The organism is Pseudomonas sp. BN411 (assembly GCF_029871235.1).
Lineage (GTDB): Bacteria > Pseudomonadota > Gammaproteobacteria > Pseudomonadales > Pseudomonadaceae > Metapseudomonas.
The window spans coordinates 62,200-87,644 of record NZ_SSOM01000069.1; the positions used below are offsets into that span (position 1 = coordinate 62,200).

A 25,445-nucleotide genomic window follows, 5' to 3' on the forward strand; every position below is an offset into this window, starting at 1 on the left:
CCACCCTTCGCCAGCAAGCTGGCTCCCACGGGCGTGCCCTGCGACCCACGAGGTTTACCGATGCCTGAACTCATCCTCGGCGGAGCCCGCTCCGGCAAGAGCCGGCTGGCAGAGAAGCTGGCAGCTGAAAGCGGCCTCAAGGTCGTCTACATCGCCACCAGCCAGCCGCTGGACGGCGAGATGAGCGCGCGGGTGGCGCATCACCGCGCCCGCCGCCCCGAGCACTGGGGCTTGGTGGAAGAACCCGTGGAACTCGCCCGCGTGCTGCGCGAAGACGCCGCTGCCGATACCTGCCTGCTGGTGGACTGCCTGACCCTCTGGCTGACCAACCTGCTGATGCTGGACGACCCGGCGCGGCTGGACGAGGAGCGCGAGGCGCTGCTCGGCTGCATCGCCACGCTGCCCGGCCGCGTACTGCTGGTCAGCAATGAAACCGGCCTGGGCGTCGTGCCCCTTGGTGAGCTGACCCGTCGCTATGTCGACGAGGCCGGCTGGCTGCACCAGGCCCTGGCCGAACGCAGCGAGCGGGTGATCTTCACCGTCGCCGGCCTGCCCATGACTCTCAAGGGAGACCCCCTATGACTTCACTGCATTGGTGGCAGGCGCCCTGCCAGCCGCTCGATCCGGTGGCCCGCGCCAAGGCCCAGGCCCGCCAGGACCAGCTGACCAAGCCCCGCGGCGCACTCGGCCAACTGGAAGACCTGGCCATCACCCTGGCTGCCCAGCAAGGGCGTGAACGGCCCGCTGTCGACCGTCCCTGGTTCGCCGTATTCGCCGGCGACCACGGTGTGGTGGAGGAGGGCGTGTCCGCCTATCCGCAGGCAGTGACCGGCGAGATGCTGCGCAACTTCGTCCGAGGCGGCGCCGCCATCAGCGTGTTGGCCAAAAGCCTCGGCGCCACCCTGGAACTGGTGGACCTGGGCACCGCACTGCCGCTGGAACCGCTGCCAGGTGTGCTGCACCTACATGTCGGGGCCGGTACGGCGAACTTCGCCCGTGAGCCGGCGATGACCGCCGCACAGTGCCTGATTGCCCTGCAGGCGGGGCGTTCGAGCGTCGAGCGCGCCCTGGGCGCCCGTGCCGACCTCTATGTCGGCGGCGAGATGGGCATCGGCAACACCACCACCGCCAGTGCCCTGGCCTGTGCCCTGCTGGAGCTGCCGGCCACCGCGCTGGCCGGCCCCGGCACCGGGCTGGATGGCAAGGGCGTGGCGCACAAGATCCAGGTGATAGAGCACGCCCTGGCCTTGCACCGGAAGGACTGTGACAGCCCGCAGGAAACCCTGCGCCGCCTTGGCGGCTTCGAGGTGGCGGCGTTGACCGGCGCCTACCTCGCCTGCGCCCAGTTGGGCCTGCCAGCCTTGGTGGATGGTTTCATCTGCAGCGTGGCGGCGCTTTGTGCCGTGCGCCTGAACCCCGCGTGCCGCGAGTGGCTGCTGTTCTCCCATCGTTCCGCCGAGCCCGGTCATGTCGCTGTGCTCGAAGCGCTGGAAGCACAGCCGCTTCTGGACCTGGGCCTGCGCCTGGGCGAAGGCAGCGGTGCGGCCATCGCCCTGCCGCTGCTGCGCCTGGCCTGTGACCTGCACGGCGGCATGGCCACGTTCGCCGAAGCTTCCGTGTCGGACCGCCCGGCATGAAACTCGACCTCCTGCGCCACGGTGAAACCGAGCTGGGCGGCGGCTTTCGCGGCAGCCTGGACGACGCCCTGACCGAAACCGGCTGGGCGCAGATGCGCGCCGGCATCGATGGTGCGGGCCCCTGGGATGTGTTGGTGAGCTCGCCTTTGCAGCGCTGCGCTGCCTTCGCCCGCGAGCTCGAAGCGCGCCTCGGCCTGCCGCTGAGTTTCGATGCCGACCTGCGCGAACTGCACTTCGGCCAGTGGGAGGGCCGTAGCGCGGCGCAGCTCATGGAGGATCACGCCGAAGGCCTGGGGCTGTTCTGGAACGACCCCTACAGCTACACGCCGCCGGACGGCGAAACCCTACTGGATTTCGAAACACGGGTGCTGGCGGCCGGCGAGCGCCTGCGGGAACGCTTCGCCGGCAAGCGGGTGCTGCTGGTCACCCACGGCGGGGTGATCCGCATCCTGGTGGCCCGCGCCCGGCAACTGCCGCGTAGCCAGCTGATGCAGGTGGAAGTCGCCCACGGCGAGCTGTTCCATCTGGCCTTCGACGAACACGGCCTGCGGGAACGCCCATGACGCCGCTGCTGATCGCCCTGCAGTTCCTCACCCGTCTGCCTGTGCGCCTGCCGGGCATGCCTGAGCCCCGGCAGATCGGCCGCTCGCTGCTCTGGTATCCGCTGGTAGGCGTGCTGATCGGTGCGCTGCTGCTGGCAGGCGCCTGGCTGTTGGACGGCCGTCCGGTCCTGCTGTCGTCGGCATTGCTGCTGGCGCTCTGGGTGGGATTGTCCGGTGGCCTGCATCTGGACGGCCTGGCCGATACGGCGGATGCCTGGGTGGGCGGCTACGGTGATCGCGAACGCACCCTGACCATCATGAAAGACCCCCGCAGCGGACCCATCGCCGTGGTCGTACTGGTGGTGGTGCTGTTGCTCAAGTTCGCCGCGCTGGCGGCGTTGCTGCAGGCAGGGCAGTGGCTGCCCCTGCTGCTGGCGCCCTGGCTGGCGCGGGGGATGCTGCCGCTGCTGTTCCTCACTACCCCATACGTGCGTCCCGGCGGCCTGGGCCAGGCGCTGGCCGAACACCTGCCGCGCCGGGAACTTCCGCTGTGGTTGGGTGGGCAGGCGGTGGTGATGCTGGTGCTCGGTTGGGTGGCGTGGATTGCGTTGGTGATGGCGCTGGTGTTGTCCGGCTGGTTGCGTGGTCGGTTCATCCAGCGGCTGGGGGGAACGACCGGGGATACGGCGGGGGCGATGGTGGAGATTGTGGAGGTGGGGGTGTTGGTAGTTGTGGCGTTGTTAGCCTGAACTGCCCTCACCCCCAGCCCCTCTCCCTGAAAGGGAGAGGGGAGCTTGTCCGTGCCTTGAGCAATTCCTGTGCTTGGCCCAACACCGAGTTGCCGGCCAACTCGAAAACGTCAGGCGCGAGTCACCCCTCTCCTCTTCAGGGAGAGGGGCCGGGGGTGAGGGGATTGCCGGGAAATGCTTCCTCAGCTGCCTGGCGGATCGCTTCCATGACGGGCTCCGTCTGCAGAAAGACATCATGATTCCAGAAGCGCAGAACCCGAAATCCTTTGCTTCTCAGCCAATCGTCACGCGCCTGGTCCCTGTCGCTCTCCAAGTGCTGTCCGCCATCCAGTTCCACAATCAGCATTCGCTCAAAGCAGATGAAGTCGACGACATAGCGCCCTAAGGGGCGCTGCCGCCGAAACTTCAATCCGAGCAACTGTCGGCTCCGTAGCCGTTGCCATAGCAATCTCTCGGCCTCTGTCTGGCCAGCCCTGAGTTGACGCGCAAACGCGTGCTTTTCCATAAGCATCCCTGCCTGGCAAAAGCTCGATTGTCAGCGCATCTCCATTCGGATTGGTCCGAAAGCCCCCCGCGACTCCCCCGATCTACTCAAACACAAAATGCTCACTCGCCAGCCCCATCACCGACCCCGTCGGCTTCAGCATCGCCGCCGCGTGCCCTTTGGCGCGGGGTAGCAGGCGGGCGAAGTAGAAGTCGCTGGTGGCCAGTTTGGCGCGGTAGAAGTCGGTGGATTCCGTGCCGCCTTCGCGCAGCCGCACGCGAGCCGCGCGCTCCTGCAGGGCCCAGGAATAGGCCAGCGCGGCGTAGCCGGAGTACATCAGGAAGTCGTGGCTGGCGGTGCTGACCAGGTCGCGGTCCTTGCGGGCGCGCAGGGCGATGCGCAGGGTCAGCCAGTTCCACTCGGCCGCAAGTTTCAGCAGCACCAGGGCGCGGCCGCGCATGGCGGGTTCGGTTTTCAGCAGGTCCACGGCGAAGCGGGCGATCTGACCGGTGAAGTCGCGCACGGCCTTGCCCTGGGTCATCAGCAGCACCTTGCGGCCCAGCAGGTCGAGGGCCTGGATGCCGGTGGTGCCTTCGTAGAGGGTGGCGATGCGCGCGTCGCGGACGATCTGTTCCATACCGTGCTCGCGGATGTAGCCGTGGCCGCCGAATACCTGCATGCCAATGTTCGCGCTTTCCAGGCCCAGTTCGGTCAGGCAGCCCTTGAGGATAGGGGTGAGGAAGCCGAGCTTGTCGTCCCAGTGGGCGCATTGCTGCTCGTCCTTGTGCAGGATGCCTTCGATCATGCGGTCGGCGTATTGAGTGGCGAGGTAGACCAGTGCGCGGCCGCCTTCGGCCACGGCTTTCTGAGTCAGCAACATGCGCCGCACGTCACCGTGGACCATCAGCGGGTCGGCCACCGAGCCGGGCTCCTTGGTGCCGGACAGGGCGCGCATGGAGCGGCGTTCGCGGGCGTAAGCGAGGGCGCCCTGGTAGGCCAGTTCGGCGGTGGCCACGCCCTGGATGGCGGTGCCGATGCGGGCGCTGTTCATGAAGGTGAACATGCATTCCAGGCCCTTGTTCGGCGGGCCGATGAGAAAACCGGTGGCGCCGTCGAAGTTCATCACGCAGGTGCTGGAGGCCTTGATGCCCATCTTCTTCTCCAGCGCGCCGCAGCTTACGCCGTTGCGAGGACCGAGGCCGCCGTCGGCGGGGAGGAATTTGGGCACGATGAACAGGGAGATGCCACGGGTGCCCTTGGGCGCGTCCGGCAGGCGGGCGAGGACGATGTGCACGATGTTCTCGGTCAGGTCGTGCTCGCCGGAGGAGATGAAGATCTTGGTGCCAGTCAGGGCATAGCTGCCATCGAGGTTGGCCTCGGCACGGGTCTTCACCTGGCCCAGGTCGGTGCCGCACTGGGGTTCGGTAAGGCACATGGTGCCGCCCCAGCGGCCTTCGGTCAGGGGGACCAGGTAGGTCTGCTTCTGCTCTTCGGTGCCGTGCTGCATCAGGGTGTTCATGGCGCCCAGGGAGAGGCCGGGGTACATGGAAAACGGCCAGTTGGCGGTGCCGAGCATTTCCTGCTTCAGTGCGCCCAAGCTCATGGGCAGGCCCTGACCACCGTACTCCACCGGGTGCGACAGGCCTTGCCAGCCACCGGCTACATAGGCGTCGTAGGCTTCCTTGAAGCCCTTGGGCGTGCGTACTTCGCCGTTCTCCAGGTGGCAGCCTTCCTCGTCGCCAGTGTGGTAGAGCGGGGCGATCACTTCCTCGCAGAGCCGTGCGCATTCGCCGAGGATGGCTTCGACCATATCCGGCGTGGCCTCGCCACCGTTGGCCAGGGCGCGATAGTGGGCGGGAAAGTCGAAGACTTCATTGAGCAGGAAGCGCATGTCGCGCAGCGGGGCTTTGTAGCTGGGCATGGTGACCTCGGCGTGCGTTGATGGCCCGGTTTATACGAGGTCGGACGGGGCGGGAGCCTTGGCAGCGGCAACGGCTTCGTCTGGCACTTGGGACAATCGGCGGGTGTCCGGCCATCGTTCGTACGCAGCCTTCGATTGACGTCCCGGTTGATGCGGGTATATACACGCATCCATGTTGCCGACCCAATGCCTCTGTACCAAGCTGCGCCGTGCCACCCGTAACGTGACCCGGCTCTACGACGACGCCCTCGCTGGTGTTGGGGTGAATGTCGCCCAGTATTCGCTGCTGAAGAACCTGGCCCGTCTGGACCAGCCGAGCATCACCAGCCTGGCCGAAGCGCTGGGGCTGGATCGCAGCACGCTGGGGCGCAACCTCAAGGTGCTGGAGGCCAGGGAGCTGGTGCATCTGGAAGGTGGCGAGGACCAGCGCAATCGCCTGGTTTCCCTGACGCCGGCCGGGCGCGCCTGCCTGGACGAGGCGCTGCAGGCCTGGGAGCAGGTGCAGGTACAGCTGGGGCAACGCATGGGACTGGAGAAGCGGGCAGAGCTGATGGCGCTGCTGGATAATCTGGAACAAATCGACTGATATTTTCGCTGGAATACGGGTATATACCCGCAAAGGATTTTCTATGACTTCGGTATGGCGTACGAGTGGCTGGGTTCTCCTGGGGGCGTCGCTGATCCTGGCGTTGTCGCTGGGCATTCGCCACGGCTTCGGCCTGTTCCTGGCGCCCATGAGCAGCGAGTTCGGCTGGGGCAGGGAAGTGTTCGCCTTCGCCATCGCCTTGCAGAACCTCATCTGGGGCCTGGCGCAGCCCTTCACCGGTGCCCTGGCCGACCGCTTCGGCGCGGCTAAGACGGTGATCGTCGGCGGCGTGCTCTACACCCTGGGGCTGGTGCTGATGGGCTTCTCCGATTCGGCCCTGTCGCTGTCGATCAGCGCCGGCCTGTTCATCGGTATCGGACTGTCGGGCACTTCGTTCTCGGTGATCTCGGCGTGGTGGGGCGTGCCGTGCCGATGGAGAAGCGCAGCATGGCCATGGGCATCGCCGCGGCTGCCGGTTCCTTCGGCCAGTTCGCCATGCTGCCCGGCACCCTCGGCCTGATCAGCTGGCTCGGCTGGTCTTCCGCACTGCTGGCGCTGGGGCTGCTGGTGGCGCTGATCGTGCCGCTGGTGGGGCTGCTCAAGGACAACCCGCCGCCGCCGCAGGCCCATGAACAGAGCCTGGTCGAGGCGCTGCGCGAAGCCACCGGTCATTCGGGCTTCTGGCTGCTGGCCCTGGGCTTCTTCGTCTGCGGCTTCCAGGTGGTGTTCATTGGTGTGCACCTGCCAGCCTATCTGGTGGACCAGCATCTGCCGGCTTCGGTGGGCACCACGGTGCTGGCGCTGGTGGGGCTGTTCAACGTGTTCGGCACCTATATCGCCGGCTGGCTCGGCGGCCGCCATGCCAAGCCGAAGCTGCTCACCGCGCTGTACCTGCTGCGCGGCGTGGTGATCGTGGCCTTCGTCTATTCGCCGCTGACCATCTGGAGCGCCTACGCCTTCGGCATGGCCATGGGGCTGCTGTGGCTGTCCACCGTTCCCCTGACCAACGGCACCGTCGCAACCCTGTTCGGCGTGCGCAACCTGTCCATGCTCGGTGGTATCGTTTTCCTGTTCCACCAGTTGGGCGCCTTCCTCGGCGGCTGGCTGGGGGGCTATCTCTATGACCACACGGGCAGTTACGAACTGGTATGGCAGATATCCATCTTCCTCAGTCTGATGGCAGCGGTGCTGAACTGGCCGGTGCGCGAGCAGCCGGTAGCGCGCCTGCAGCCCGTCGGGACGGCATGAGTCTGCGCCTGGGCTGGATCCTCGGCGCCTTGGCGGCCGGCCTGCTGCTGGCCCTCGGCTGGTGGGGCTGGCAGCAAGGCGGATTGGCACTGATGCAGTTGGGATTCAATTGCTAGTCGGCCTGCCCGGCGGTAGCGTAGTCAGATAACTCGATCTGCGCCGGAGCCCGCCATGAAAGCCTTGCCCATCCTGTCACTGTCGCTGCTGGCCCTGTTCGGCGGCCAGGCCATGGCCGCCGAGTGTCCTTCGCTGTTGCAGCACAACCTGCCGCAACTCCGCTCCAAGAACACCATCGATCTCTGCCAGCGCTTCGCCGGCAAGCCGCTGGTGGTGGTCAACACCGCCAGCCATTGCGGTTTCACCCCGCAGTTCAAGGGCCTGGAGGCGCTCTACAAGCGCTACAAGGACCAGGGGCTCGAAGTGCTGGGCGTGCCTTCGGACGACTTCAAGCAGGAGGCCGCCTCCAACGAGGAGACCGCCAAGGTCTGCTACGTGAACTACGGCGTGACCTTCGCCATGACCCAGCCTCAGCACGTCACGGGCGACGAGGCGACACCGCTCTACAAGGAGCTGATCGCCCAGTCCGGGCAGACGCCGCGCTGGAACTTCTACAAATACGTGGTGGACCGCCAGGGCAAGGTGATCGCCCACTTTTCCAGCCTGACCAAGCCGGATGACCCCGACCTGCTGAAGGCGGTGGAGCAGGCGCTGGCGAGCCAACCCTGATCGACAGGCAAAAAAAGCCCGGACTCGTCCGGGCTTTGTTTTTCCTGCTGACTGATCAGAAACGATAGGTCAGCTGCGCACCCAGGCCGTGGGCGCTGTTCTTGTAGGTGGCGCGATAGGCCCCCTTGCTGGCGTTGACCTGGTTGATGTCGGTGTCTTCTTCCTTCAGGTAGGAGTAGGCGACATCGACGGTCACGTCGTCGTTCGGGCTCCAGGCGGCACCCAGGCTGAAGATCTTGCGGTCGTCAGTGGGGATGCGCGGCGAACGGAACTCGTTGCGGGCCGGGGACTGGTCGTAGGCCAGGCCGGCACGCAGGACCCACTGCTGGTTCAGCTTGTAGGCGGCGCCGACGGCATAGGACCAGGTGTCACGCCAGTCCTGTTCTTCGGTGATGGTGCCGAGGGCCGGGGCCAGCAGGCCGCGAACGCCTTCGTTCTCCACTTTGATCTCTTCCAGGCGGCTCCAGCGGGTCCAGGTGCTGCCGGCGTAGAGGGTCCAGCTGTCGTTCAGGTCGTGGGTGACGGAGAAGTCGACCGATTCCGGGGTTTCCAGCTCCAGGGAGGCGTCGTACTTACCTGCGGAACTGCCCAGTACCGGGCCGCTGCCGGAAACGGTGGTGTCGCCTTTCAGCTTGTAATCCACCTTGGAGTGGTAGGTCAGGCCGAAGCGGGTGCGTGCGTCCAGCTCGAAGAGCACGCCGGCGTTGAAGCCCACTGCGGTGTCATCGCCCTTGACCTTCACCTTGCCGTCGTTGCGGCCCGGGGACAGCGGGTTGAGGACCGCGGAAGTCAGTTCACCGTCGATACGGTTGATGGTGGGGCCGAAGCCGACCGACAGCTGGTCGTTGATGCGGTAGCTGACCGTGGGCTGCAGGGTGATCACGCGCACTTCGCTCTTGTCGCCGTAATAACGGCCGGCGAAGCCGGTTTCGTAGTCGGTGATCAGGCCGAAGGGCACGTACATGCCGAGACCGAAGGACCATTTGTCGTCGATCGGCTTGACGTAATAACCCATCGGTACGCCCACGGTGGGAACCATGTCGCCGTCGTTGCTGCCGCCGAAGGTGCCGCGGGCATCGTCGATGTCGGTCCTGGCGAAGATGGCGGCGGCGCCGACGCTCACCTGCTCGCGCTTGATGCGGGCCATGCCGGCGGGGTTGCCGTACACGGTGGTGGCGTCATCGGCGGAGGACGAACGGCCGGCGAAGGCGGTACCCATGCCGCTGACGCTTTGCTCGTTGAGGGCAAAGCCAGCGGCCAGGCTGTAGCTGGAAGCGGCGCTGACGGCCAGGGCGAGGGCGGTCTTGAAGACTCTGCTTATCACGGTGAACTCCTGAGCGGTGGTGCAAAGGCCGGCACGCTAACAGGATTCAGGAGGCCTTTCCAGCTTGGCTGTTTTCGGCGAATTTCTTTGTAAGATTGTCGAACAATATAGAAATTGTCGGTATTTCCGCTGATCGTGCAAATTGCCTGGCACGGTAGTTCCTGACTGATCGGTCAGTGATCAGGCGACCTGGCTGAGTCCTCCGACATGGCGTTGCCAGGCGTCGATGAAGTCTCTCGGGCTGCCTTCGGGATGGAAGACCTGGCGCCAGATCATGGCCATGCCGATCAGGTCGTCGGCAGCGGGCAGCACCAGGACGCTCGACTCCACCAGCATCCAGGCGATGGCGGTGGCATAGCGCAGGTTGATGGTCAGCTCCAGGTGCGGTGCGGCGAGGAAGGCATGTTGGCTGGCCAGCCCGCGGACCTGGCTGGCGAGGTCCGGGTCGAGCGCCAGGTGATGGTCCCAGAGCTGCTGGTGGCGCTCGTCGCTGATGCCATAGAGGCCGCGTCCGTTGCCGCAGTCCAGGGTGGAGCCCAGTGCCGATTGGCATGCGGCGGCGCCCAGCAGGAGGGTTTCGGCGGTGGAGGAGGGGCGCTGCAGGTAATGCAACGTCGGTCGTATCACGTGCTGGCGGAGATCGCAGGCGGCTATTCCCATTTGGCCCTCGCGAAGGGTGCCGGCGGGGCTGGGGCGTTTTGGCAGCTTCTCGTCGTTCTAGGAAAGAGCCCCACCGGGAGCGGGGTTAGCCGCTCGATTTGAAGTCTAGTGGGAAATTTATGCTGTAAAGGCCTGTTTTTAAACCGATTCAGGCTTCTGGTTATTGTCTATATAGCTGGCTGTGATTAAAAAACAGCCAGCAGGCAAGGGCCGCAAAGCCCCATGCCTGCTGGCTTTCTGCCTTATTCGCCCGTGGCCAGGGGACGGGAAGGGTTGGTGATCCACTCGCTCCAGGAACCGGCATAGAGCCGCGCCAGGGGATAGCCGGCCAGGCTCAGGGCGAAGAGGTTGTGGCAGGCGGTGACGCCCGAACCGCAGTAGGCCACCACCTCGTCCAGCGGGCGGTCGCCGATCAGGGCGGCAAAGCGTTGCTTGAGGGCGTCGGCCGGAAGGAATCGGCCGTCGCTGCCGAGATTGTCGGTGAAGGCCGTGCACTGGGCGCCGGGGATATGGCCGGCCACCGGGTCGATGGGTTCTACCTCGCCCTTGAAGCGCGGCAGGGCGCGGGCGTCCAGCAGGGTCAGGTTCGCATTGCCCAGACGTTGCTGGAGCGCATCGGCATCGACCAGCAGGCTGGAATCGGGCTGTCCGGAGAAGGCGCCGGGTTGCGCTGTCGGCGTCACGGCCGTCAGCGGGAGCTCCGCGTCGCGCCAGGCCTTGAGGCCGCCATCCAGCAGGAACACGCCGTCGCGTTTGCCCAGCCAGGCCAGCAGCCACCAGGCGCGCGCGGCGAAGGCGCCGGGGCCGTCGTCGTAGAGCACAACGGTGCTTTCAGCATCAATACCCCAGTTGCGCAGCTTCTCGGTCAGCGCTGTCGGGTCCGGCAGCGGATGGCGGCCGGTCACGCCCTTGGTCACCGGGCCGGACAGGTCGCGCTCCAGATCGGCAAAGCGAGCCTTGGGAATATGGCTCTCGGCATAGCTGCGCTGGCCGTAGGCCGGATCGTCGAGGGAGAAGCGGCAGTCGAGGATGACCAGGCCCGGTTCTTCCTGGCGGGCGCTGAGTTGGGCAGGGCTGATGAGTTGTGCGAGCGACATGGCGGGGTCCTTGTCGTGACCATTGTTGTGGCAAGCATCATAAGGACGCCCGCACAGACTGTCGCGCGCTATCGGCGGCGGCGCGGAAGCCGCGCCGCCCGTGGGGTCAGCGGCAGGCGGCGCGCAGGCGCTGGAAGCCGGCGTCGAGGTCCGCGATCAGGTCATCCGGATGCTCCAGGCCGATGTGCAGGCGCACCAGCGGGCCATCGGTCTTCCAGGTGGTAGCGCTGCGGTGGGCGCTGGGATTGGTCAGCAGGATCAAGCTCTCAAAACCGCCCCAGCTGTAACCCATACCGAACAGTTGCATGCCATCGAGCATGGCGCGCATCGCCTGTTCGGGCATCGCCTTGAATTCCACGCTGAAGAGACCGCAGGCGCCAGTGAAGTCGCGCTTCCACAGTTCGTGGCCGGGCGCGCCGGGCAAGGCGGGGTAGAGGATGCGTGCCACTTCCGGCTGCTCGGCTAGCCACTGGGTCACTTTCTCCGCGTTGCGCTGGTGGCGCTCCAGGCGGGTCGAGAGGGTGCGCAGGCCACGCAGGGCCAGGTAGGCGTCGTCGGCGCTGACCGACAGGCCGAGCTGCTTGTAGAAGCCGCGCACCTGCGGGAAGAGCGCCTCGGTGGTCATGATCACGCCCATCAGCACATCCGAGTGGCCGACGATGTACTTGGTGGCGGCATGGATGGAGATATCCACACCGTGCTTGAAGGAGGCGAAATGCACCGGCGTGCCCCAGGTGTTGTCGATCATCACCAGCGCACCGTGGGCGTGGGCCACTTCGGCGATGCTGGGCACGTCCTGCACTTCGAAGGTCAGCGAGCCGGGCGATTCGAGGAACACCACACGGGTGTTGGGACGCATCAGCTCGGCGATGCCGCCGCCGATCAGCGGGTCGTAGTAGGTGGTCTCGATGCCGAAGCGCTTCAGGGTTTCGTCGCAGAACGCGCGGGTCGGGTCGTACACCGAGTCGGTCATCAGCAGGTGATCACCGGGCTTGAGGGTGGCCAGCAGGGCGGTGGTCAGGGCGCTCAGGCCGCTAGGGGTGAGCATGGCCCCGTAGGCGCCTTCCAGTTCGGCCAGGGCGGTTTCCAGCGAACGGGTCGTGGGGTTGCCGTGGCGGCCGTAGGTGTTGAGGGTGCCGTTCTGCGCGTGCAGGGCTTCCACGCTGGGGAAGAGCAGGGTGGAGGCGCGGTAGACCGGGGTGTTCACGGTCCCGCCGACCCGGCCCCGTTCACGGCCTTCATGGGCCAGCAGCGTTTCGAGATGCAGCTTGCGTTCGTCCACCTGGGTGTACCTCTGGATCGGGATAGCGAAATGGAGCAGTGCCTGCCTGGAGCGGAAGGCGTCCGGGATGGCGAAAAGATTACCGATGGATGCGGGGAATTTCTTTGCTTTGATTTGCTGGGAATACCGGTGAGGTGGAAATAATTTCTACTGATTTATTTCTAAGTAGAAATATTTTTCAAAAGATGGCGCTGACGGGGAAGTCATGAGTCGATGGCCTGCGTCAGGTGGTCCAGGGGCAGCGCTGTGGTGTGTTTGATCACTTCCATGGCGAAGCCGGAACTGACGTCGGACAGGTCGGCCACCCGTATCAGTCGCTTGTACACCGCGTCATAGCCCTTGATGTCCGGCACCACGATCTTCAGCAGGTAATCGACGTCGCCGGTCATGCGGTAGATCTCGACGATCTCCGGGATGTCACGGGTGCCTTCGATGAACTGCCGGGTCCAGTCGTCGCTGTGGCGGCTGGTGCGGATGGTGACGAATACCGTGACCCCGAGCTTGAGACGCTCGGCATCGCAGAGCGCCACCTGCCGGGTGATCACGCCGTCCTCGCGCAGCTTCTGCAGGCGCCGCCAGCAGGGCGTGGGGGAGAGGTTCACCGCTTCGGCCAGCTCTGCAAGGGAAATGGAGGCGTCCTGCTGCAGGAGGGAGATGATCTGCAGGTCTTTCTTGTCCATGGGCTGGGTCCGTGGCGGGTGCGTTTGGTCAGGAGGCTGGCGGGCCAAGTGTGTCGAAACAATGACAATCGGCATCATAAGGTCACCCGTGCATGAAGTCGCGCCGGGAGAAGATGGGAGAGCCCGATGCCAAGCCTGCAAATACTGAGTGAACGTGCCTCGCTGATCCGCCGCCTGGGCGTGATCCTGGGGACCTTGTCGGTGGTCCTCTACTACTGCTGCAAGGTTCTGGTACGTGCGCCAATGAAGCGCCTCGACCGCGCCTGCGTGGACCGCTATACGCGTGCCATGTCGCGCCTGCTGCTGCGCCTGGTACGCATGGACCTGTCGGTGCACGGTGCGATTCCCGACTTCAACGATGGCCGCCGCTACCTGATCCTCTGCAGCCATTCCAGCCACTACGACATTCCGGCCAGCTTCGTTGCCCTGCCTGGGTCGATCCGCATGCTGGCGAAGAAGGAGCTGTTCCGCATCCCCTTCCTCGGCCCGGCCATGCGTGCTGCCGAGTTCCCCTCCATCGACCGGCACAACCGCCGCCAGGCCCTGGCGGATCTGGAAACCGCGCGGCGCATGATGGAGAGCGGCATCGTCCTCTGGGCCGCACCCGAAGGCACCCGCTCCGACGATGGCCGTCTGTTGAAGTTCAAGAAGGGCTGCTTCCATCTGGCCCTGGATACTGACGCGGTGATCATCCCGGTATCCATTCGTGGCATTCACCGCGTGCTGCCGGCCCGCACCTTCCGCCTGAACCTGGGGCAGAAGGTGGAAGTGCATGTGGGCGAACCCATCGACGCCAGCCGGTACGACGCGACGCGGCTCGGCGAGCTGATGGCGGATACCCGAGGGCGGATGCAGGGGCTTCTGGGGCAGGACGTTGGTGACACTACGAGTTCTGTAGAGGCGACTTCCCACCTGCCGCCAGCGCGAGCCTTGTAAGCAGGCAATGTAGGAGCGAGCTTGCTCGCGAAGCTCTTGAGCTCGCCCGTTCGCGAGCAAGCTCGCTCCTACATGTTCGATGTCCCCGTGAGAGAGCCTTCCGTGCCTCAGCGAATCTTCAACTTGCCGATCCGGTCATTGTCCAGACTACCCAGGTACAGGTAGTCCCCCACCGGCTTGGCCGACGTGACCATGCGCAGGTGGGTGCCGCTGGTGTCGTGCAGGCTGTGGACGATCTCGCCTTTCTCGTTCAGTTGCAGCACCAGGCCGTAGGGCACCGGCTTGGGCCAGAACATGCGCGGCAGCTTGGCGATCTGCGCCTTCAGCCAGGGCTGGGTGTGGAGGAAATCGGCGTCGGCCTTGCGCGGGGTGGGCAGGGCGACCCAGAAGTTGCCCTGGTGGTCGCCCTGGAGGTTGTCCGGCAGGCCCGGCAGGTTGTCGATGAAGACGTCGTGGGTGCCGGCCTTTTCGCCGCTCAGCCAGTAGCGGGTGATGCGGTAGCGGTAGGTCTCGTTGACCAGCACGAAGTCCTCGTTGGCCGACAGGGCCACGCCATTGGCGAAGTAGAGGTCCTTGAGCAGCACCTCGGTCTTGCCGGTCACCGGGTCGAAACGCATCAGGCGGCCATGGGGGCGGGCCTCCAGCAGGTCGAGGAGGTAATCCGGCTGCTGGAACCTGCTGGACGCGTCGGTGAAATAGATGCGGCCGTCCTGGGCGATGTCCAGGTCGTCGGTAAAGCGGAAGGGCACGCCGTCGGCCTCGGTGGCCAGAACGGTGATCTTGCCTTGCGGGTCGATGCGCAGCAGGCCCTTGTAGGCGTCGCCGACGATCAGGTTGCCGGCGGCATCGAAGTCCATGCCCAGCGGGCGGCCGCCCGTTTCGACGAAGGTTTCCACCTCGCCCTTCTCGCTGATGCGCACGATTCGACCGTCGTGCAGGCCAGCGTAGAGGCGGCCCTGGCCGTCGACAGCGGTGTCTTCCGGTCCGTGTACCTGGCCCTGGGCAACCAGCTCGGCCTTCATCAGGGTGTCGTTGGGCTCCAGTACGCCGGTCATGGTCGGTGCCTTGGGTGCGTCCCAGGCCAGCGGGTCGATGGGGGAGGGCGTGACGGCGAGGTAGACCGCCACGGCGGCGATCAGCAGGGCGAGCACGCCCAGCAGCTTCTTCATCTTCTTGTATCCGTTGAGGTGGGGTGATGGCCGGGGCCTATTGTTCTGCGCGGGCTTTTTAGCAGCCGCCCGAGGCCGGCGCCAGGGCTGAATGTTGCGCCATCAGACAGACCGCGGTTGACAGTGCAGGGGCGGACTGAGCAGTATCGGTGCCTCGCTTGATCCAACCGAGCTTTTCAATGTCCGCAATCGCCCACTCCGCCGTATCTGCCCTGGCCCTCCCGGCCCAGGCGTCGGCCTATGGCGTTACCGCGGGCAAGAAATCCAAGAAACAGTCGCTCATTTGACCGGGGCGCGCTGTCCCGTCAGATGGGCTGACAGGACAGTAGGCGTGAACCGGGTCTTCCCCCCTTCGAATCTCCTCCCTGCATCCCTCCGACGGTGACTCTGACGGTCAGCCAAAGGAGATCTGCAATGCCTGTGTTTTCTGGAATCTGGGTTGCCCTGGTGACCCCCTTCAACGATGGCGCCATCGACTTCCCCGCCCTGCGCCGCCTGGCCCGGCACCTGCTGGATGAAGGCGTTGCCGGACTGGTGGCCTGCGGCACCACGGGAGAAGCAGCGGCGCTGTCGAAGGACGAGCAACTGGCGGTGCTGGACGCGCTGCTGGAAGAGGTGCCCGGCGACCGCCTGGTGATGGGGCTGGCGGGTAACAACCTGGCCGAGCTGCTGGCTTTCCAGCGCGAGGTGCAGCGTCGTCCCATCGCCGGCGTGCTGGTGCCGGCGCCTTACTACATCCGCCCGTCACAGGAAGGCCTGCTGGCCTGGTTCGGCGCCATCGCCGATGCCTCCAGCGTGCCGGTGATCCTGTATGACATCCCCTACCGCACCGGCGTACGCCTGGAACTGGCCACCCTGCGCCAGCTCGCCCGCCACCCCCGGATCGTGGCCATCAAGGACTGCGGCGGCAACCCGGAAACCACCCTGGCGCTGATCGCCGACGGCGAGCTGGATGTGCTGACCGGCGAAGACGGGCAGATCTTCACCACCCTGTGCATGGGCGGTCGTGGCGCGATCGCGGCGTCGGCGCATATCCACCCGCGCCAGTTCGTGAAAATGGCCGAATGCATCGGCAAAGGTGAACTTGAGGCCGCGCGTGCGATCTTCCAGAAAATACAGCCTCTGATTCGCTTGGCCTTCGCCGAACCCAATCCGGCCCCGGTGAAAAGCCTGCTGGCGATGCAGGGGCTGATCCGCGACGAGTTGCGCCAGCCCATGCAACCCAGTTCCGAAGCCCTGTTGCAGCGGCTGCGCACGGAACTGGCCTAGGTTATGTACAAAACCTTGGCGCTCGCCCGCCCCCTGCGGACCGGCAGCGGCGGGGCGGGAGTGATGCAAGGCGCGAAGCGATGACCCGGCGCGATATATACTGCGCGCCACTGATTCAAGGAGAGCCCTGTGGCCATCGACATTATCTGGATCCGCGACGACGCTGCGCTGGCCGAACACTGCGCCGTGTGGCGGCGCCTGCCCTTCGTGGCCCTGGACACCGAGTTCATGCGGGTCGACACCTTCTACCCCAAGGCCGGCCTGGTGCAGGTCGGCGACGGTGAACACGCCTTCCTCATCGACCCGCTGCTGATTCGCGACTGGTCCCCCTTCGCCGAACTGCTGGAAGACCGGGCTGTACTCAAGGTGCTGCACGCCTGCAGCGAGGACCTGGAGGTCTTCCTGCGCCTGACCGGTTCCCTGCCGCAGCCGCTGCTGGACACCCAGTTGGCCGCCGGTTACCTCGGCATCGGCTACTCCATGGGCTATTCGCGTCTGGTGCAGGCGGTCCTCGGCATCGACCTGCCCAAGGACGAAACCCGTTCCGACTGGCTGCAGCGCCCGCTCACCGAGATGCAAGTGCGCTATGCCGCCGAAGACGCGCAGCACCTGGCCGAGCTCTACGCCGCCCTGGAACCGCGCCTGACCGAGCCCAAGCGCGCCTGGGTGCTGGAAGATGGCGCCGAACTGGTGGCCAACCTGCGCCGCGAAGTCCTTCCCGAAGAGCTTTACCGCGAAGCCAAGCTGGCCTGGAAGCTTTCTCGTGCCCAGCTCGCCGTGCTGCGCGAGCTGTGCGCCTGGCGCGAGATTGAAGCGCGCCTGCGCGACCAGCCGCGCAACCGCATCCTGCGTGAGCACAGCCTTTGGCCACTGGCGCGCTTCCAGCCGGACAACCTGGTGTCCCTGGCGCGAATCGAGGACATGCACCCGCGCACCGTGCGTCAGGACGGCAATACCCTGCTTAAATTGATCCGCGAGGCCGCCGAGACTCCGCCCGATCAATGGCCAGAAGCACTGCCCGAGCCGCTGCCGCCGGATGCCTCGCCATTGCTGAAGAAGCTGCGTGCCGTCGGCCATTCCGAAGCCGAACGCCTCGGAATGGCGCCGGAACTGATGCTGCGCAAGAAGCACCTGGAAGCCCTGCTCAAGAGCGGTTTCCCCGATGGCCCCTACAGCCTGCCCGACGGCCTGCGTGGCTGGCGCCGCGAGCTGATGGGCCAGGCCCTGCTGGACACCCTGGCCACGGCCGGCCAATGAACCAATCCGCCGTGCCGTCCGGCACGGCTCGCCCCACGAGCCCGACCATGAAACGTATCTGCTCCATCTACAAAAGCCCGCGCAAGAACGAGATGTACCTCTACGTCGACAAGCGCGAAGCCCTGAGCCGTGTGCCCGAAGCCCTGATCGCCGCCTTCGGCGCCCCGCAGCACACCTTTGACCTGGTGCTGACGCCCGAGCGCCAGCTGGCCCGCGAGGACATCAACAAGGTGCTGGAGAACATCGAGAAGCAGGGCTATCACCTGCAGATGCCGCCGGCCCAGGACGAGTACATCGAGCACCTGCCGGAAGAATTGCTGCGGATGAACGACCCCATCTGATGAAAATCCTCATCGCCGAAGAAGAGTTCGCCCTCTACGCCGACCTGCTGCGCACCCAGACTGGCCTGCAGTTCCATGGCGGCAGCGATGTAGAGCGCCTGGCGGAGGCCGCGCGGGAATGCCCGGTGTGGCTGGGCGAGCCCGACCTGATGGCGGAGTTGCTGCGCAGGGGCTGCAAGCCGGAGTGGATGCAGTCGACCTGGGCCGGCATCACCCCGCTGCTGGCCGCCGACCTGCCCCAGGACTACCGGTTGACCCGCGCCGTGGGCATCTTCGGCCAGGTGATGGCCGAGTACGTCCTCACCTACCTGCTGGCCCATCAGCGGCAGCTGTTCTCGCGGGCCGCCGCCCAGGCCGAGAAACGCTGGGACAACCGCCTGCCGCGCAGCCTCGAAGGCAAGCGCGTGCTGATCGTCGGCAGCGGCGATATCGGCCAGAGTGTGGCCGGCTTCCTCGAACCCTTCGGCGTGGAGCTCCACGGCATTGCCCGCGAGCCGCGCCCGCTGGAACCTTTCGAGCGGGTCTTCGGCATGGAGGCGCTGACCGATCAGGTGGCCTGGGCCGATTGCGTGGTGAACCTGCTGCCGGATACCCCGACCACCCGCGACATCTACCACGCGGCGACTTTCGCCTGCATGCGCCCGACCGCCCTGTTCATCAATGCCGGACGCGGCGTGGCGGTGGTGGAGCACGACCTGGTGGCGGCACTGCAGGCCGGCCAGCTGGCGGCGGCGGTGATCGACGTCTGTCGCGAAGAGCCGTTGCCCGCCTGGCACCCGTTCTGGAACGCGCCCAACCTGCTGGTCACCGGCCACAGCTCGGCACCCACGCTGCCCAGCGCCATGGCCCGGCTGTTCGTCGACAACCTCAACCACTACCAGGCGGGCGAACCGTTGCGCGGGCAGGTCAATTTCGAGCGCGGCTACTGAGTTCGCCGCGCTGTAACCGACGGTCAGCTATGCTTGGCCGATACCCTGTACCCGACTAGACTACGCGCCCCCCGAACCAACCCCCCGCACGCCATGGCCGCCAAAGTCGAACCTTTCTGGAAGCGCAAGACCCTCGCACAGCTCGATCAGGAAGAGTGGGAATCCCTCTGCGACGGCTGCGGCCTGTGCTGCCTGCAGAAGCTCGAAGACGAGGACGACGGCAGCGTCTATTACACGCGTATCGCCTGCAAGCTGCTGGACCTGAAGACCTGCCGCTGCACCGATTACGCCAATCGCCGCAAGTTCGTCGCCGACTGCATCCAGCTCACCCCGGCCCAGGCCGACGAGTTCCAATGGCTGCCGCCCACCTGCGGTTATCGCCTGGTGGCTGAGGGCAAGGACCTGCCGCCCTGGCACCACCTGGTCTGCAATGACCCCGAAGCGGTGCACAAGACGGGTATCTCCCAATCCGGTCGCATGCTCAGCGAGAACAGCGTCTCCGAGGATGATTGGGAGGACTATCTGATTTTCCGCGCTGGCTAGCAGGCAGTTGCAAGCTGGCGCGTCGCTCACGTTTTCAACGTGCTGCAGGGGTGGTAACGGATCAAATCGCCACCTTTCGAGTCTCAGGGACTGATCGTCACACCCACCAAGGAAGCCATTCTCGATGTCCGCCCGTTCCCAGCTCGTGCTGTCCACCGTCCTGCTCACCCTGAGCGCCCCCTTGTGGGCGGCGAAGAAGGTCGATCTCGACTATCAGGTGCGCTTTCTGCCCGAGAGCGACCAGGCGGAAGTCAATGTGGTGCTGGAGAAGGGTGACGGCGTGCGCAGCCTGCGCTTCGACCTGGGCGACAAGGGCTACTACAGCGACTTCAAGGCCAGCGGCACCTGGAACCAGGAAGACCCGGGCCACGGCACCTGGGTGCCCGGCAAGGGCAAGGCCAGCCTCAGTTACAAGGTGCGCATCAGCCATCCCCGTGGCGACGGCCGCTTCGACGCCCGCATGACCCCGGACTGGGCATTGCTGCGTGGTGACGACCTGGTGCCGGCGGCACGCCTGGACATGGTGGAAGGCGTCGACCTGGTGGCGCGCCTGCAGTTCGAACTGCCCAGCGGCTGGCAGTCGGTGGAAACCGGTTGGCCGCGCATCGGCAAAAACCGTTTCCGCATCGACAATCCCGAGCGCATGCTCGATCGCCCCACCGGCTGGATCCTCGCCGGCAAGCTGGGCAGCCGCCGGGTCACCCTGGGTACGACCGACGTCACCGTCAGCGCCCCGGTGGGCGAAGGCATGCGGCGCATGGACATCCTGACCATGCTCACCTTCGTCTGGCCCCATGCCCAGGAAGTCTTCCCCCGCGAGCCGGGCAAGCTGCTGATCGTCGGCGCCAACGACCCCATGTGGCGCGGCGGCCTGTCGGCACCCAACTCGTTCTTCATGCACTCGGGGCGCCCGATGGTGAGCGAGAACGGCACCAGCTCCCTGGTGCATGAGCTGGTGCACGTGCTCAGCCGGATCAGCGATACCGACCGCAGTGACTGGATCAGCGAAGGGGTGGCCGAGTACTACGCCATCGAACTGCTGCGCCGCTCAGGTGGCCTGGGCGACGACCGCTACGAGGCGATCCGCGGGCAGCTGCGCCAGTGGAGCAAGAAGGTGGATAGCCTGCGCGGCGAACATGCCAGCGGCGCCATCACCGCCCGTGCCGTACTGCTGCTGCAGGACCTGGACAAGGAAATCCGCCTGCGCACCGACGGCAAGCACTCCATGGACGACGTCGCCCGCGGCCTGATGCGCCTGGACAAGGCCAGCACCAAGGACTTCATCGAAATCACCGAGAACATCATGGGCGGCGCGTCGGACGTGCTGGATACCAAGCTGTTGCGTTAAGCATTGCTGGAACGTCCTAGTCCCGGCTGCTTACCGAGTTCTGCGGATGTATCTGGTTTCGCCTTCCCAGGCGAGTCCCTTTTTCAAACGTCGGAATGCCGCCCACAAAAAGGAACCAAAACGCTTGCCCCTGCATTCGGCCCCGGCTTCGCCGGGGTTCCCTCCCTTCATCGTTGCGCCGGGGGCACGGCGAGAGGGGCCATCCATGGCCCCACACGCCTCTCGCGGCATCCATGCCGCTCGTCCCCCTCTGCAACGATTTCGCTCGGCCTCCTGAAGGGGCGGAGTCCCCGCCCCACCTATTTCGCTCAGTTTCAGGCGGTGTATGGGCTTCAGGATTGTTTTAGCCGCGCCGACGCGAGTCACCCCTCGCCCGCCTGCGGGAGAGGGGCCGGGGGTGAGGGGGGCGGGCTGGCGCGAAAGTCTGGAAGGCCTGCGTTGGAAGGGGCTGCTGCGAAACCCCTGGCGAATGAATTCGCCCCTACACGCATTGGTCCGTCGCCAATCGGGTTACATCTCCCCCCTTCGTCCGCTCAGCAGCTCCAGCATGGCCGCCGCCGTGGGCTCGGACGACGCCGGGTTCTGCCCGGTGATCAGGTTGCCGTCGGCAACCACATGGGGCTGCCAGTCCGCCACCTTGGAGAAGTGGCCGCCCTTTTCCTTCAATTCGTCCTCCAGCAGGAAGGGCACCACGTCGGCCAGGCCGACGGCGGTTTCCTCGGAGTTGGAGAAGCCGGTCACCGCGTTGCCCTGCACCAGCGGCGCGCCGTCCGGCGCCTTGGCGTTGAGCAGTACCGCCGGCGCGTGGCAAACGGCGCCGACGGGTTTGCCGGCAGCGTAGAAGGCTTCGACCATCACGATGGAATGCAGGTCGTCCACCAGGTCCCACATCGGGCCGTGGCCGCCGGGGTAGAAGAGGGCGTCGTAGTCGCCAGGCTGCAGGCCGGCCAGCATATGGGTGTTGGCGAGCGCCCGACGGGCTTCGTCATCGTCGCGAAAGCGGTGGGTCGCTTCGGTCTGCGCCTCCGGGTCGTCGCTCTTCGGGTCCAGCGGTGGGTGGCCGCCCTTGGGGGAAGCCAGCACCACCTCGGCGCCGGCATCGCGGAACGCGAAGTAGGGGGCGGCGAACTCCTCCAGCCAGAAACCGGTCTTCTTGCCGGTGTTGCCCAGCTGATCATGGGAGGTCAGTACCATGAGGATCTTCATCGTGATCTCCTTGCAGACTCGGTTTCGAACGGCCCGGCGGGCTATTCCTCGCGCTTCAACAGGTCGCCGATAGCGGCGAATGCCTTGTAGGTGGCGCGCGGTCCCTGCCGCGCGCCGGGTTGTTCTTCGCTGTGCCACTGCTGGTCGGTGTAGCGGGAGTGCTCGTTGTCATGACAGTAGAGACAGAGCAGCTCCCAGTTCGAGCCGTCGGCCGGATTGTTGTCATGGTTGTGATCGCGGTGGTGCACGGTAAGTTCGGACAGGCGCTTGCCGCTGAACTCGCGACCGCAACGGGTGCAGATCCACGGAAACAGCTTCAGCGCCTGCTCCCGATAGCTGTGTTCGCGCCGTTTGCGTTCGTCGGCGAGCAATTTGTCCAGCTTGCCGGTCGGCGTCGCCGACGGTCCCGTACTCATCTTTCGCTCCCGTGCCTGAACCTGTGAAAAGTCTAGTTGCGAGGACGCCGGATCGCTGGCATCCCGTCGCGTCGGGAAGCGTCCGATCCGGCGGGAACTAGACTGGTTTCAGTGATGAGCAGGAGGCCGCATCATGACTCGCTCCCGAATTCCTCTTCTCCTGGCGCTGGCCCTGATCGCCGGTGGGGCGCTGGCGCAGAATCCCCCTCTGCTGCGGGCGCCGCTGCAGGCGCCGGCAGGAGCACCCGGTACGGCAAATCCGCAGCCGTACCCGCAAGTGGTGCCGCGCGCGGTCACCAGCCCGTCGCCGCAGAGCGGAAGTCCGCAATTGATGAAGCGTCCAGACCAGGAACAGCGCCTGCGCGAGTCCCTGGAGCAGCGCGACCAGCCCATTCCGGTGCTGGAGCAGCAACTGGAGCGCAACTCCAAGGGGCTTGGGACCAGCACCGGCAATCCCTGATCAGTTACCGGAAAGGCCCAGCACCTTGAGCAGGAAGGCGTATTCCAGCGCCACGTCGCGCAGCGCCTGGTAGCGGCCGCTCATGCCGCCGTGGCCGGCGCCGAGGTCGGTCTTGAGCAGCAGCGGGTTGCTGTCGGTGCGCGTTGCGCGCAGGCGGGCCACCCACTTGGCCGCTTCCCAGTACTGCACACGGCTGTCGTTGTAGCCGGCCACCACGAGCATCGCCGGATAGGCCTGGGCGCGGACGTTTTCGTAGGGCGCATAACCCTTGATCCGCTCGAATACCTCGGGGTCGTTCGGGTCGCCCCATTCGTCGTACTCGGTCACAGTCAGCGGCAGGTCGGGGTTCTGCATGGTGTTCAGCACATCCACGAACGGTACTTCGGCGATGGCCGCGGCGAAGAGTTCGGGGCGCAGGTTGAGCACCGCCCCGATCAGCAGGCCACCGGCGCTGCCACCGCTGACGGCCAACTGCGCCCGGCTGGTGTAGCCCTCGGCGATCAGGTGTTCGGCGCAGGCGATGAAGTCGCCGAAGGTGTTGGCCTTGTGCTCCAGCTTGCCAGCGCGGTACCAGGCTTCGCCCAGCTCACCGCCGCCGCGCACATGGGCGATGGCGAAGACGAAGCCGCGATCCAGCAGGCTCAGTCGCGCATGGGAGAACCAGGGGTCGAGGCTCTCGCCGTAGGCGCCGTAGCCATAGAGGTAGAGCGGGGCGGGCTTGCCCAGGGCTTCGCGGCGGGCCACCAGGCTGATGGGAACGCGCGTGCCGTCCGCCGCCGTCGCCCAGAGACGCTGGCTGACATAGGCATCGGCATCAAACGGGCCTTCCACCGGGGTTTCTTTCAGCACTTTCTGCTCGCCGCTGGCCAGTTCCAGCTGGCGAACCTGGGCCGGGCGATTCAGGGCTTCGTAGCGCAGGCGAACGAACGGGCTGTCGAACTCCAGGTTGTCCTGCACGTAAAGGCTGTAGGCAGCGTCCGGCAGTTGCAGCGGGTAGGGCGCGGCGCCTTCCGGGTGCACCTGGACGATGGGCAGGCCGCCTTCGCGCAGGCTGAGGACGAAACCGCCGGCGTTCAGGCTGATGCCCTCCAGCATGCGGGCCTCGTCGTGGGCGATCAGTTCCTGCCAGTGCGCGCGGGTGGGTTCTCTCTCGGTGGCGTGGTAGAGGGCGAAGTTGATGCCGGTCTGGTTGCTGCGCAGCAGCCAGGCCCATTGCCCGTTCAGCCTGCCGTGGTCGGCGTAGTACTCGTGGTTTTCCTCGCGCGGTGCCAGGCAGGTCCAGCTGCCTTCAGGCGTCTCGGCATCCAGCACCCAGGTTTCGCTGGTGGTCTTGCTGTTCAGCAGCAGGATCAGTTGGCGCTCGGAACTGGCGCGATAGCAGTGGAGGAAGAAGCGGCCGTCGCCTTCCTCGAACACCTGGATGGCGCCGGCTTCGCCCAGGCGATGGCGGTGCAGGCGGTGCGGGCGGTGGGTGTCGTCCAGTTCGCCGAAGAACAGGGTGGCGCTGTCATTGGCCCAGGTCATGCTGCCGTCGCACTGCTCGAAAGGCAGGGCGGTCACCTCACCGCTGGCCAGTTCCTTGACGAACAGCTGGTAGATCTCGTCGCCGCTGGTGTCCAGGCTGTAGGCCAGGCGCGCGTGGTCGGGGCTGACGCTGAAGGCGCCGATGGAGAGGAAGCCGCCGGCCGCCAGCTCGTTCGGGTCCAGCAGCAGCTCCTCGGCCGCCGTGTCCGGGGTCAGGGAACCGTCCGCCGGACGCGGGCAGCGGTAATGGCGCCCGTACTCGTCGCCGGTGGTGGTGCGCTGGTAGTAGAGCCAGGGGCCCCAGGGCACCGGCAGGGACAGGTCGGTCTCGCGGATGCGGCCCTTGATCTCCTGGAACAGCGTCTCGCGGAGCTCCTTCTGGTCGGCCAGTTCGGTTTCCAGCCAGGCGTTCTCCGCTTCGAGGTGGGCGAGTACCTCGGGAGCGTCGCGCTCTTCCAGCCAGCGGTAGGGGTCGTCACCGGGTTCGATGCGGGCGATGGGGACTTGGGACATGGGCATTCTCGAAGGCAGGCCGGGCGGCGACGGCAGGAGCGCCGGAACCGCGAAAAGCGTTTATCATAAGCGCCCTTTTGCCAGCCTTGCCACGGACGCCAATGACTGAACACGACTACCTGCTCGCCTGGTCCGCCTACGGAGTGGCTGCGCTTGGCTGCCTGTTGGTGTGGTTCCGCATGACCGGCTGGATGTGGCGCTGGCTGCGTGAGCCCCTGCGGTTGCTGGTAGCGGTCCTGTTGCTGACCCCGACCATCGTCGACCCGGCCAAGGACCAGTTCGCCCCGGCCGTGGCCATCACCGCCCTGGACGTCGTGTTCAAGGTCGGCAACAACGCCTGGAAGGCGGCGCTGGACCTGACCATGTACAGCATCATCGCCCTGACCCTGTACCTGGTGTTCGCCGCTATTCGCTGGCCCATCGAGAACAAGCTCAAGGCACGCCGCGCCGAGCGCGAGGCCGCACAACAGGCCGATGAAGAGCCGACCCTGCGTGAAGTCATGCGCGACGGCCGGCCCGAAGCCGATACCCGCCTTGATCAGAACGGCGACCGCCGCCTGCGAATCGAACCTCGCCTGTAACGCCGGGGCCTTGCAGC

General features: G+C 65.9%; 26 protein-coding genes and 1 pseudogene. 16 read left to right on the plus strand and 11 right to left on the minus strand.

All coding sequences use genetic code 11. From position 1 onward, the window contains the following. Positions 1–60: 60 nt before the first annotated feature. From cobU to E8F06_RS16005, 4 genes are read left to right on the plus strand one after another with little or no spacing between them, the layout of a single operon-like run. Complete coding sequence (gene cobU, locus E8F06_RS15990) at positions 61–582, plus strand: bifunctional adenosylcobinamide kinase/adenosylcobinamide-phosphate guanylyltransferase (protein WP_280368973.1); 522 nt, start codon at positions 61–63, stop codon at positions 580–582. Continuing rightward, the gene (gene cobT, locus E8F06_RS15995) at positions 579–1,637 is read left to right on the plus strand and encodes a nicotinate-nucleotide--dimethylbenzimidazole phosphoribosyltransferase (protein ID WP_280368975.1); all 1,059 of its coding nucleotides are present in this window, start codon (positions 579–581) and stop codon (positions 1,635–1,637) included. The genes cobU and cobT overlap by 4 nt, the downstream gene beginning before the upstream one ends. After that, the gene (gene cobC / locus E8F06_RS16000; RefSeq protein ID WP_280368977.1) at positions 1,634–2,200 is read left to right on the plus strand and encodes an alpha-ribazole phosphatase family protein; all 567 of its coding nucleotides are present in this window, start codon (positions 1,634–1,636) and stop codon (positions 2,198–2,200) included. Before cobT ends, cobC begins: the two co-directional genes overlap by 4 nt. Continuing rightward, positions 2,197–2,928, plus strand: coding sequence for an adenosylcobinamide-GDP ribazoletransferase (locus tag E8F06_RS16005; RefSeq protein ID WP_280368979.1), 732 nt, complete (start codon positions 2,197–2,199; stop codon positions 2,926–2,928). Before cobC ends, E8F06_RS16005 begins: the two co-directional genes overlap by 4 nt. 136 nt (positions 2,929–3,064) lie before the next feature. Here the strand turns inward: E8F06_RS16005 and E8F06_RS16010 are convergent, their stop codons facing one another. After that, the gene (locus E8F06_RS16010; protein WP_348532258.1) at positions 3,065–3,439 is read right to left on the minus strand and encodes an endonuclease domain-containing protein; all 375 of its coding nucleotides are present in this window, start codon (positions 3,437–3,439) and stop codon (positions 3,065–3,067) included. A gap of 76 nt (positions 3,440–3,515) precedes the next feature. Further along, a complete protein-coding gene (locus E8F06_RS16015; protein WP_280368983.1) occupies positions 3,516–5,333 on the minus strand; it encodes an acyl-CoA dehydrogenase C-terminal domain-containing protein in 1,818 nt (605 codons plus the stop codon). Positions 5,334–5,505: 172 nt separating this feature from the next. On the opposite strand from E8F06_RS16015, the gene E8F06_RS16020 reads away from it, so the two are divergent. The 3 genes and pseudogenes from E8F06_RS16020 to E8F06_RS16030 all read left to right on the plus strand — a co-directional run bounded on the left by E8F06_RS16020 (position 5,506) and on the right by E8F06_RS16030 (position 7,893). Then, positions 5,506–5,919: a MarR family winged helix-turn-helix transcriptional regulator gene (locus E8F06_RS16020; protein WP_280368985.1), complete on the plus strand. Its 414-nt coding sequence runs from the start codon at positions 5,506–5,508 to the stop codon at positions 5,917–5,919. A gap of 43 nt (positions 5,920–5,962) precedes the next feature. Next, positions 5,963–7,167 (plus strand): annotated as a pseudogene (locus E8F06_RS16025) (MFS transporter). Positions 7,168–7,338: 171 nt separating this feature from the next. Continuing rightward, positions 7,339–7,893, plus strand: coding sequence for a redoxin domain-containing protein (locus tag E8F06_RS16030; RefSeq protein WP_280368987.1), 555 nt, complete (start codon positions 7,339–7,341; stop codon positions 7,891–7,893). A 55-nt stretch (positions 7,894–7,948) separates the two neighbouring features. On the opposite strand, the gene E8F06_RS16035 is transcribed toward E8F06_RS16030, so the two are convergent. The 5 genes from E8F06_RS16035 to E8F06_RS16055 form a co-directional block, all read right to left on the minus strand. Then, positions 7,949–9,217, minus strand: a complete 1,269-nt coding sequence (locus E8F06_RS16035; protein ID WP_280368989.1) for an outer membrane protein transport protein — start codon at positions 9,215–9,217, stop codon at positions 7,949–7,951. Between the two features lie 180 nt (positions 9,218–9,397). After that, on the minus strand, positions 9,398–9,877 hold the full coding sequence (locus E8F06_RS16040; RefSeq protein WP_280368992.1) for a hypothetical protein: 480 nt from the start codon (positions 9,875–9,877) through the stop codon (positions 9,398–9,400). A 242-nt stretch (positions 9,878–10,119) separates the two neighbouring features. Then, positions 10,120–10,974, minus strand: coding sequence for a sulfurtransferase (locus E8F06_RS16045; RefSeq protein ID WP_280368994.1), 855 nt, complete (start codon positions 10,972–10,974; stop codon positions 10,120–10,122). Positions 10,975–11,080: 106 nt separating this feature from the next. Beyond that, a complete protein-coding gene (gene metC / locus E8F06_RS16050; RefSeq protein WP_280368996.1) occupies positions 11,081–12,256 on the minus strand; it encodes a cystathionine beta-lyase in 1,176 nt (391 codons plus the stop codon). Positions 12,257–12,459: 203 nt separating this feature from the next. After that, entirely contained in the window at positions 12,460–12,936 is a 477-nt protein-coding gene (locus E8F06_RS16055) for an Lrp/AsnC family transcriptional regulator (RefSeq protein WP_280368999.1), read from the minus strand. A gap of 126 nt (positions 12,937–13,062) precedes the next feature. Here E8F06_RS16055 and E8F06_RS16060 point away from each other — a divergent pair, with 126 nt between their 5' ends. Further along, positions 13,063–13,872 carry a lysophospholipid acyltransferase family protein gene (locus E8F06_RS16060; RefSeq protein ID WP_280369001.1) on the plus strand — a complete coding sequence of 270 codons (810 nt, stop codon included), beginning with the start codon at positions 13,063–13,065 and terminating at the stop codon, positions 13,870–13,872. A gap of 107 nt (positions 13,873–13,979) precedes the next feature. On the opposite strand, the gene E8F06_RS16065 is transcribed toward E8F06_RS16060, so the two are convergent. Further along, complete coding sequence (locus E8F06_RS16065) at positions 13,980–15,041, minus strand: SMP-30/gluconolactonase/LRE family protein (protein WP_280369003.1); 1,062 nt, start codon at positions 15,039–15,041, stop codon at positions 13,980–13,982. 414 nt (positions 15,042–15,455) lie between these two features. On the opposite strand from E8F06_RS16065, the gene dapA reads away from it, so the two are divergent. The 6 genes from dapA to E8F06_RS16095 all read left to right on the plus strand — a co-directional run bounded on the left by dapA (position 15,456) and on the right by E8F06_RS16095 (position 20,728). Beyond that, a complete protein-coding gene (gene dapA / locus E8F06_RS16070) occupies positions 15,456–16,310 on the plus strand; it encodes a 4-hydroxy-tetrahydrodipicolinate synthase (protein WP_280369005.1) in 855 nt (284 codons plus the stop codon). Positions 16,311–16,439: 129 nt separating this feature from the next. Further along, positions 16,440–17,567: a ribonuclease D gene (gene rnd, locus E8F06_RS16075; RefSeq protein ID WP_280369007.1), complete on the plus strand. Its 1,128-nt coding sequence runs from the start codon at positions 16,440–16,442 to the stop codon at positions 17,565–17,567. A gap of 47 nt (positions 17,568–17,614) precedes the next feature. Beyond that, positions 17,615–17,908, plus strand: a complete 294-nt coding sequence (locus E8F06_RS16080) for a YcgL domain-containing protein (protein ID WP_190832665.1) — start codon at positions 17,615–17,617, stop codon at positions 17,906–17,908. Next, complete coding sequence (locus E8F06_RS16085) at positions 17,908–18,837, plus strand: D-2-hydroxyacid dehydrogenase (protein ID WP_280369009.1); 930 nt, start codon at positions 17,908–17,910, stop codon at positions 18,835–18,837. The genes E8F06_RS16080 and E8F06_RS16085 overlap by 1 nt, the downstream gene beginning before the upstream one ends. Before the next feature lie 93 nt (positions 18,838–18,930). Beyond that, on the plus strand, positions 18,931–19,380 hold the full coding sequence (locus E8F06_RS16090) for a YcgN family cysteine cluster protein (protein ID WP_190832661.1): 450 nt from the start codon (positions 18,931–18,933) through the stop codon (positions 19,378–19,380). A gap of 124 nt (positions 19,381–19,504) precedes the next feature. Further along, entirely contained in the window at positions 19,505–20,728 is a 1,224-nt protein-coding gene (locus tag E8F06_RS16095; RefSeq protein WP_280369010.1) for a hypothetical protein, read from the plus strand. Positions 20,729–21,238: 510 nt separating this feature from the next. Here E8F06_RS16095 and E8F06_RS16100 read toward each other — a convergent pair. Both E8F06_RS16100 and E8F06_RS16105 read right to left on the minus strand, forming a co-directional pair. Next, positions 21,239–21,934, minus strand: a complete 696-nt coding sequence (locus tag E8F06_RS16100) for a type 1 glutamine amidotransferase domain-containing protein (protein WP_280369012.1) — start codon at positions 21,932–21,934, stop codon at positions 21,239–21,241. A gap of 41 nt (positions 21,935–21,975) precedes the next feature. Continuing rightward, positions 21,976–22,350 carry a YajD family HNH nuclease gene (locus E8F06_RS16105; protein ID WP_280369015.1) on the minus strand — a complete coding sequence of 125 codons (375 nt, stop codon included), beginning with the start codon at positions 22,348–22,350 and terminating at the stop codon, positions 21,976–21,978. A 133-nt stretch (positions 22,351–22,483) separates the two neighbouring features. Here E8F06_RS16105 and E8F06_RS16110 point away from each other — a divergent pair, with 133 nt between their 5' ends. Next, positions 22,484–22,810, plus strand: a complete 327-nt coding sequence (locus E8F06_RS16110; protein ID WP_280369018.1) for a hypothetical protein — start codon at positions 22,484–22,486, stop codon at positions 22,808–22,810. On the opposite strand, the gene E8F06_RS16115 is transcribed toward E8F06_RS16110, so the two are convergent. Beyond that, entirely contained in the window at positions 22,811–24,853 is a 2,043-nt protein-coding gene (locus E8F06_RS16115) for a S9 family peptidase (protein ID WP_280369020.1), read from the minus strand. A gap of 95 nt (positions 24,854–24,948) precedes the next feature. Between E8F06_RS16115 and E8F06_RS16120 the strand changes: the two genes are divergently transcribed. Continuing rightward, positions 24,949–25,428, plus strand: a complete 480-nt coding sequence (locus tag E8F06_RS16120; protein ID WP_280369023.1) for an MFS transporter — start codon at positions 24,949–24,951, stop codon at positions 25,426–25,428. Positions 25,429–25,445: the final 17 nt, after the last annotated feature.

What these genes read in the sequence shown, in the direction of transcription:
- E8F06_RS16020 (WP_280368985.1), top strand. Translation starts at nt 5,506, where the DNA reads ATGTTGCCGACCCAATGCCTCTGTACCAAGCTGCGCCGTGCCACCCGT.
- dapA (WP_280369005.1), top strand. Translation starts at nt 15,456, where the DNA reads ATGCCTGTGTTTTCTGGAATCTGGGTTGCCCTGGTGACCCCCTTCAAC.
- E8F06_RS16015 (WP_280368983.1), bottom strand. Translation starts at nt 5,333, where the DNA reads ATGCCCAGCTACAAAGCCCCGCTGCGCGACATGCGCTTCCTGCTCAAT.
- E8F06_RS16100 (WP_280369012.1), bottom strand. Translation starts at nt 21,934, where the DNA reads ATGAAGATCCTCATGGTACTGACCTCCCATGATCAGCTGGGCAACACC.
- E8F06_RS16030 (WP_280368987.1), top strand. Translation starts at nt 7,339, where the DNA reads ATGAAAGCCTTGCCCATCCTGTCACTGTCGCTGCTGGCCCTGTTCGGC.
- E8F06_RS16120 (WP_280369023.1), top strand. Translation starts at nt 24,949, where the DNA reads ATGACTGAACACGACTACCTGCTCGCCTGGTCCGCCTACGGAGTGGCT.
- E8F06_RS16105 (WP_280369015.1), bottom strand. Translation starts at nt 22,350, where the DNA reads ATGAGTACGGGACCGTCGGCGACGCCGACCGGCAAGCTGGACAAATTG.
- E8F06_RS16055 (WP_280368999.1), bottom strand. Translation starts at nt 12,936, where the DNA reads ATGGACAAGAAAGACCTGCAGATCATCTCCCTCCTGCAGCAGGACGCC.
- cobU (WP_280368973.1), top strand. Translation starts at nt 61, where the DNA reads ATGCCTGAACTCATCCTCGGCGGAGCCCGCTCCGGCAAGAGCCGGCTG.
- E8F06_RS16040 (WP_280368992.1), bottom strand. Translation starts at nt 9,877, where the DNA reads ATGGGAATAGCCGCCTGCGATCTCCGCCAGCACGTGATACGACCGACG.
- E8F06_RS16005 (WP_280368979.1), top strand. Translation starts at nt 2,197, where the DNA reads ATGACGCCGCTGCTGATCGCCCTGCAGTTCCTCACCCGTCTGCCTGTG.
- cobT (WP_280368975.1), top strand. Translation starts at nt 579, where the DNA reads ATGACTTCACTGCATTGGTGGCAGGCGCCCTGCCAGCCGCTCGATCCG.
- E8F06_RS16090 (WP_190832661.1), top strand. Translation starts at nt 18,931, where the DNA reads ATGGCCGCCAAAGTCGAACCTTTCTGGAAGCGCAAGACCCTCGCACAG.
- E8F06_RS16095 (WP_280369010.1), top strand. Translation starts at nt 19,505, where the DNA reads ATGTCCGCCCGTTCCCAGCTCGTGCTGTCCACCGTCCTGCTCACCCTG.
- E8F06_RS16110 (WP_280369018.1), top strand. Translation starts at nt 22,484, where the DNA reads ATGACTCGCTCCCGAATTCCTCTTCTCCTGGCGCTGGCCCTGATCGCC.
- E8F06_RS16080 (WP_190832665.1), top strand. Translation starts at nt 17,615, where the DNA reads ATGAAACGTATCTGCTCCATCTACAAAAGCCCGCGCAAGAACGAGATG.
- E8F06_RS16065 (WP_280369003.1), bottom strand. Translation starts at nt 15,041, where the DNA reads ATGAAGAAGCTGCTGGGCGTGCTCGCCCTGCTGATCGCCGCCGTGGCG.
- cobC (WP_280368977.1), top strand. Translation starts at nt 1,634, where the DNA reads ATGAAACTCGACCTCCTGCGCCACGGTGAAACCGAGCTGGGCGGCGGC.
- E8F06_RS16085 (WP_280369009.1), top strand. Translation starts at nt 17,908, where the DNA reads ATGAAAATCCTCATCGCCGAAGAAGAGTTCGCCCTCTACGCCGACCTG.
- E8F06_RS16045 (WP_280368994.1), bottom strand. Translation starts at nt 10,974, where the DNA reads ATGTCGCTCGCACAACTCATCAGCCCTGCCCAACTCAGCGCCCGCCAG.
- E8F06_RS16010 (WP_348532258.1), bottom strand. Translation starts at nt 3,439, where the DNA reads ATGCTTATGGAAAAGCACGCGTTTGCGCGTCAACTCAGGGCTGGCCAG.
- E8F06_RS16115 (WP_280369020.1), bottom strand. Translation starts at nt 24,853, where the DNA reads ATGCCCATGTCCCAAGTCCCCATCGCCCGCATCGAACCCGGTGACGAC.
- E8F06_RS16060 (WP_280369001.1), top strand. Translation starts at nt 13,063, where the DNA reads ATGCCAAGCCTGCAAATACTGAGTGAACGTGCCTCGCTGATCCGCCGC.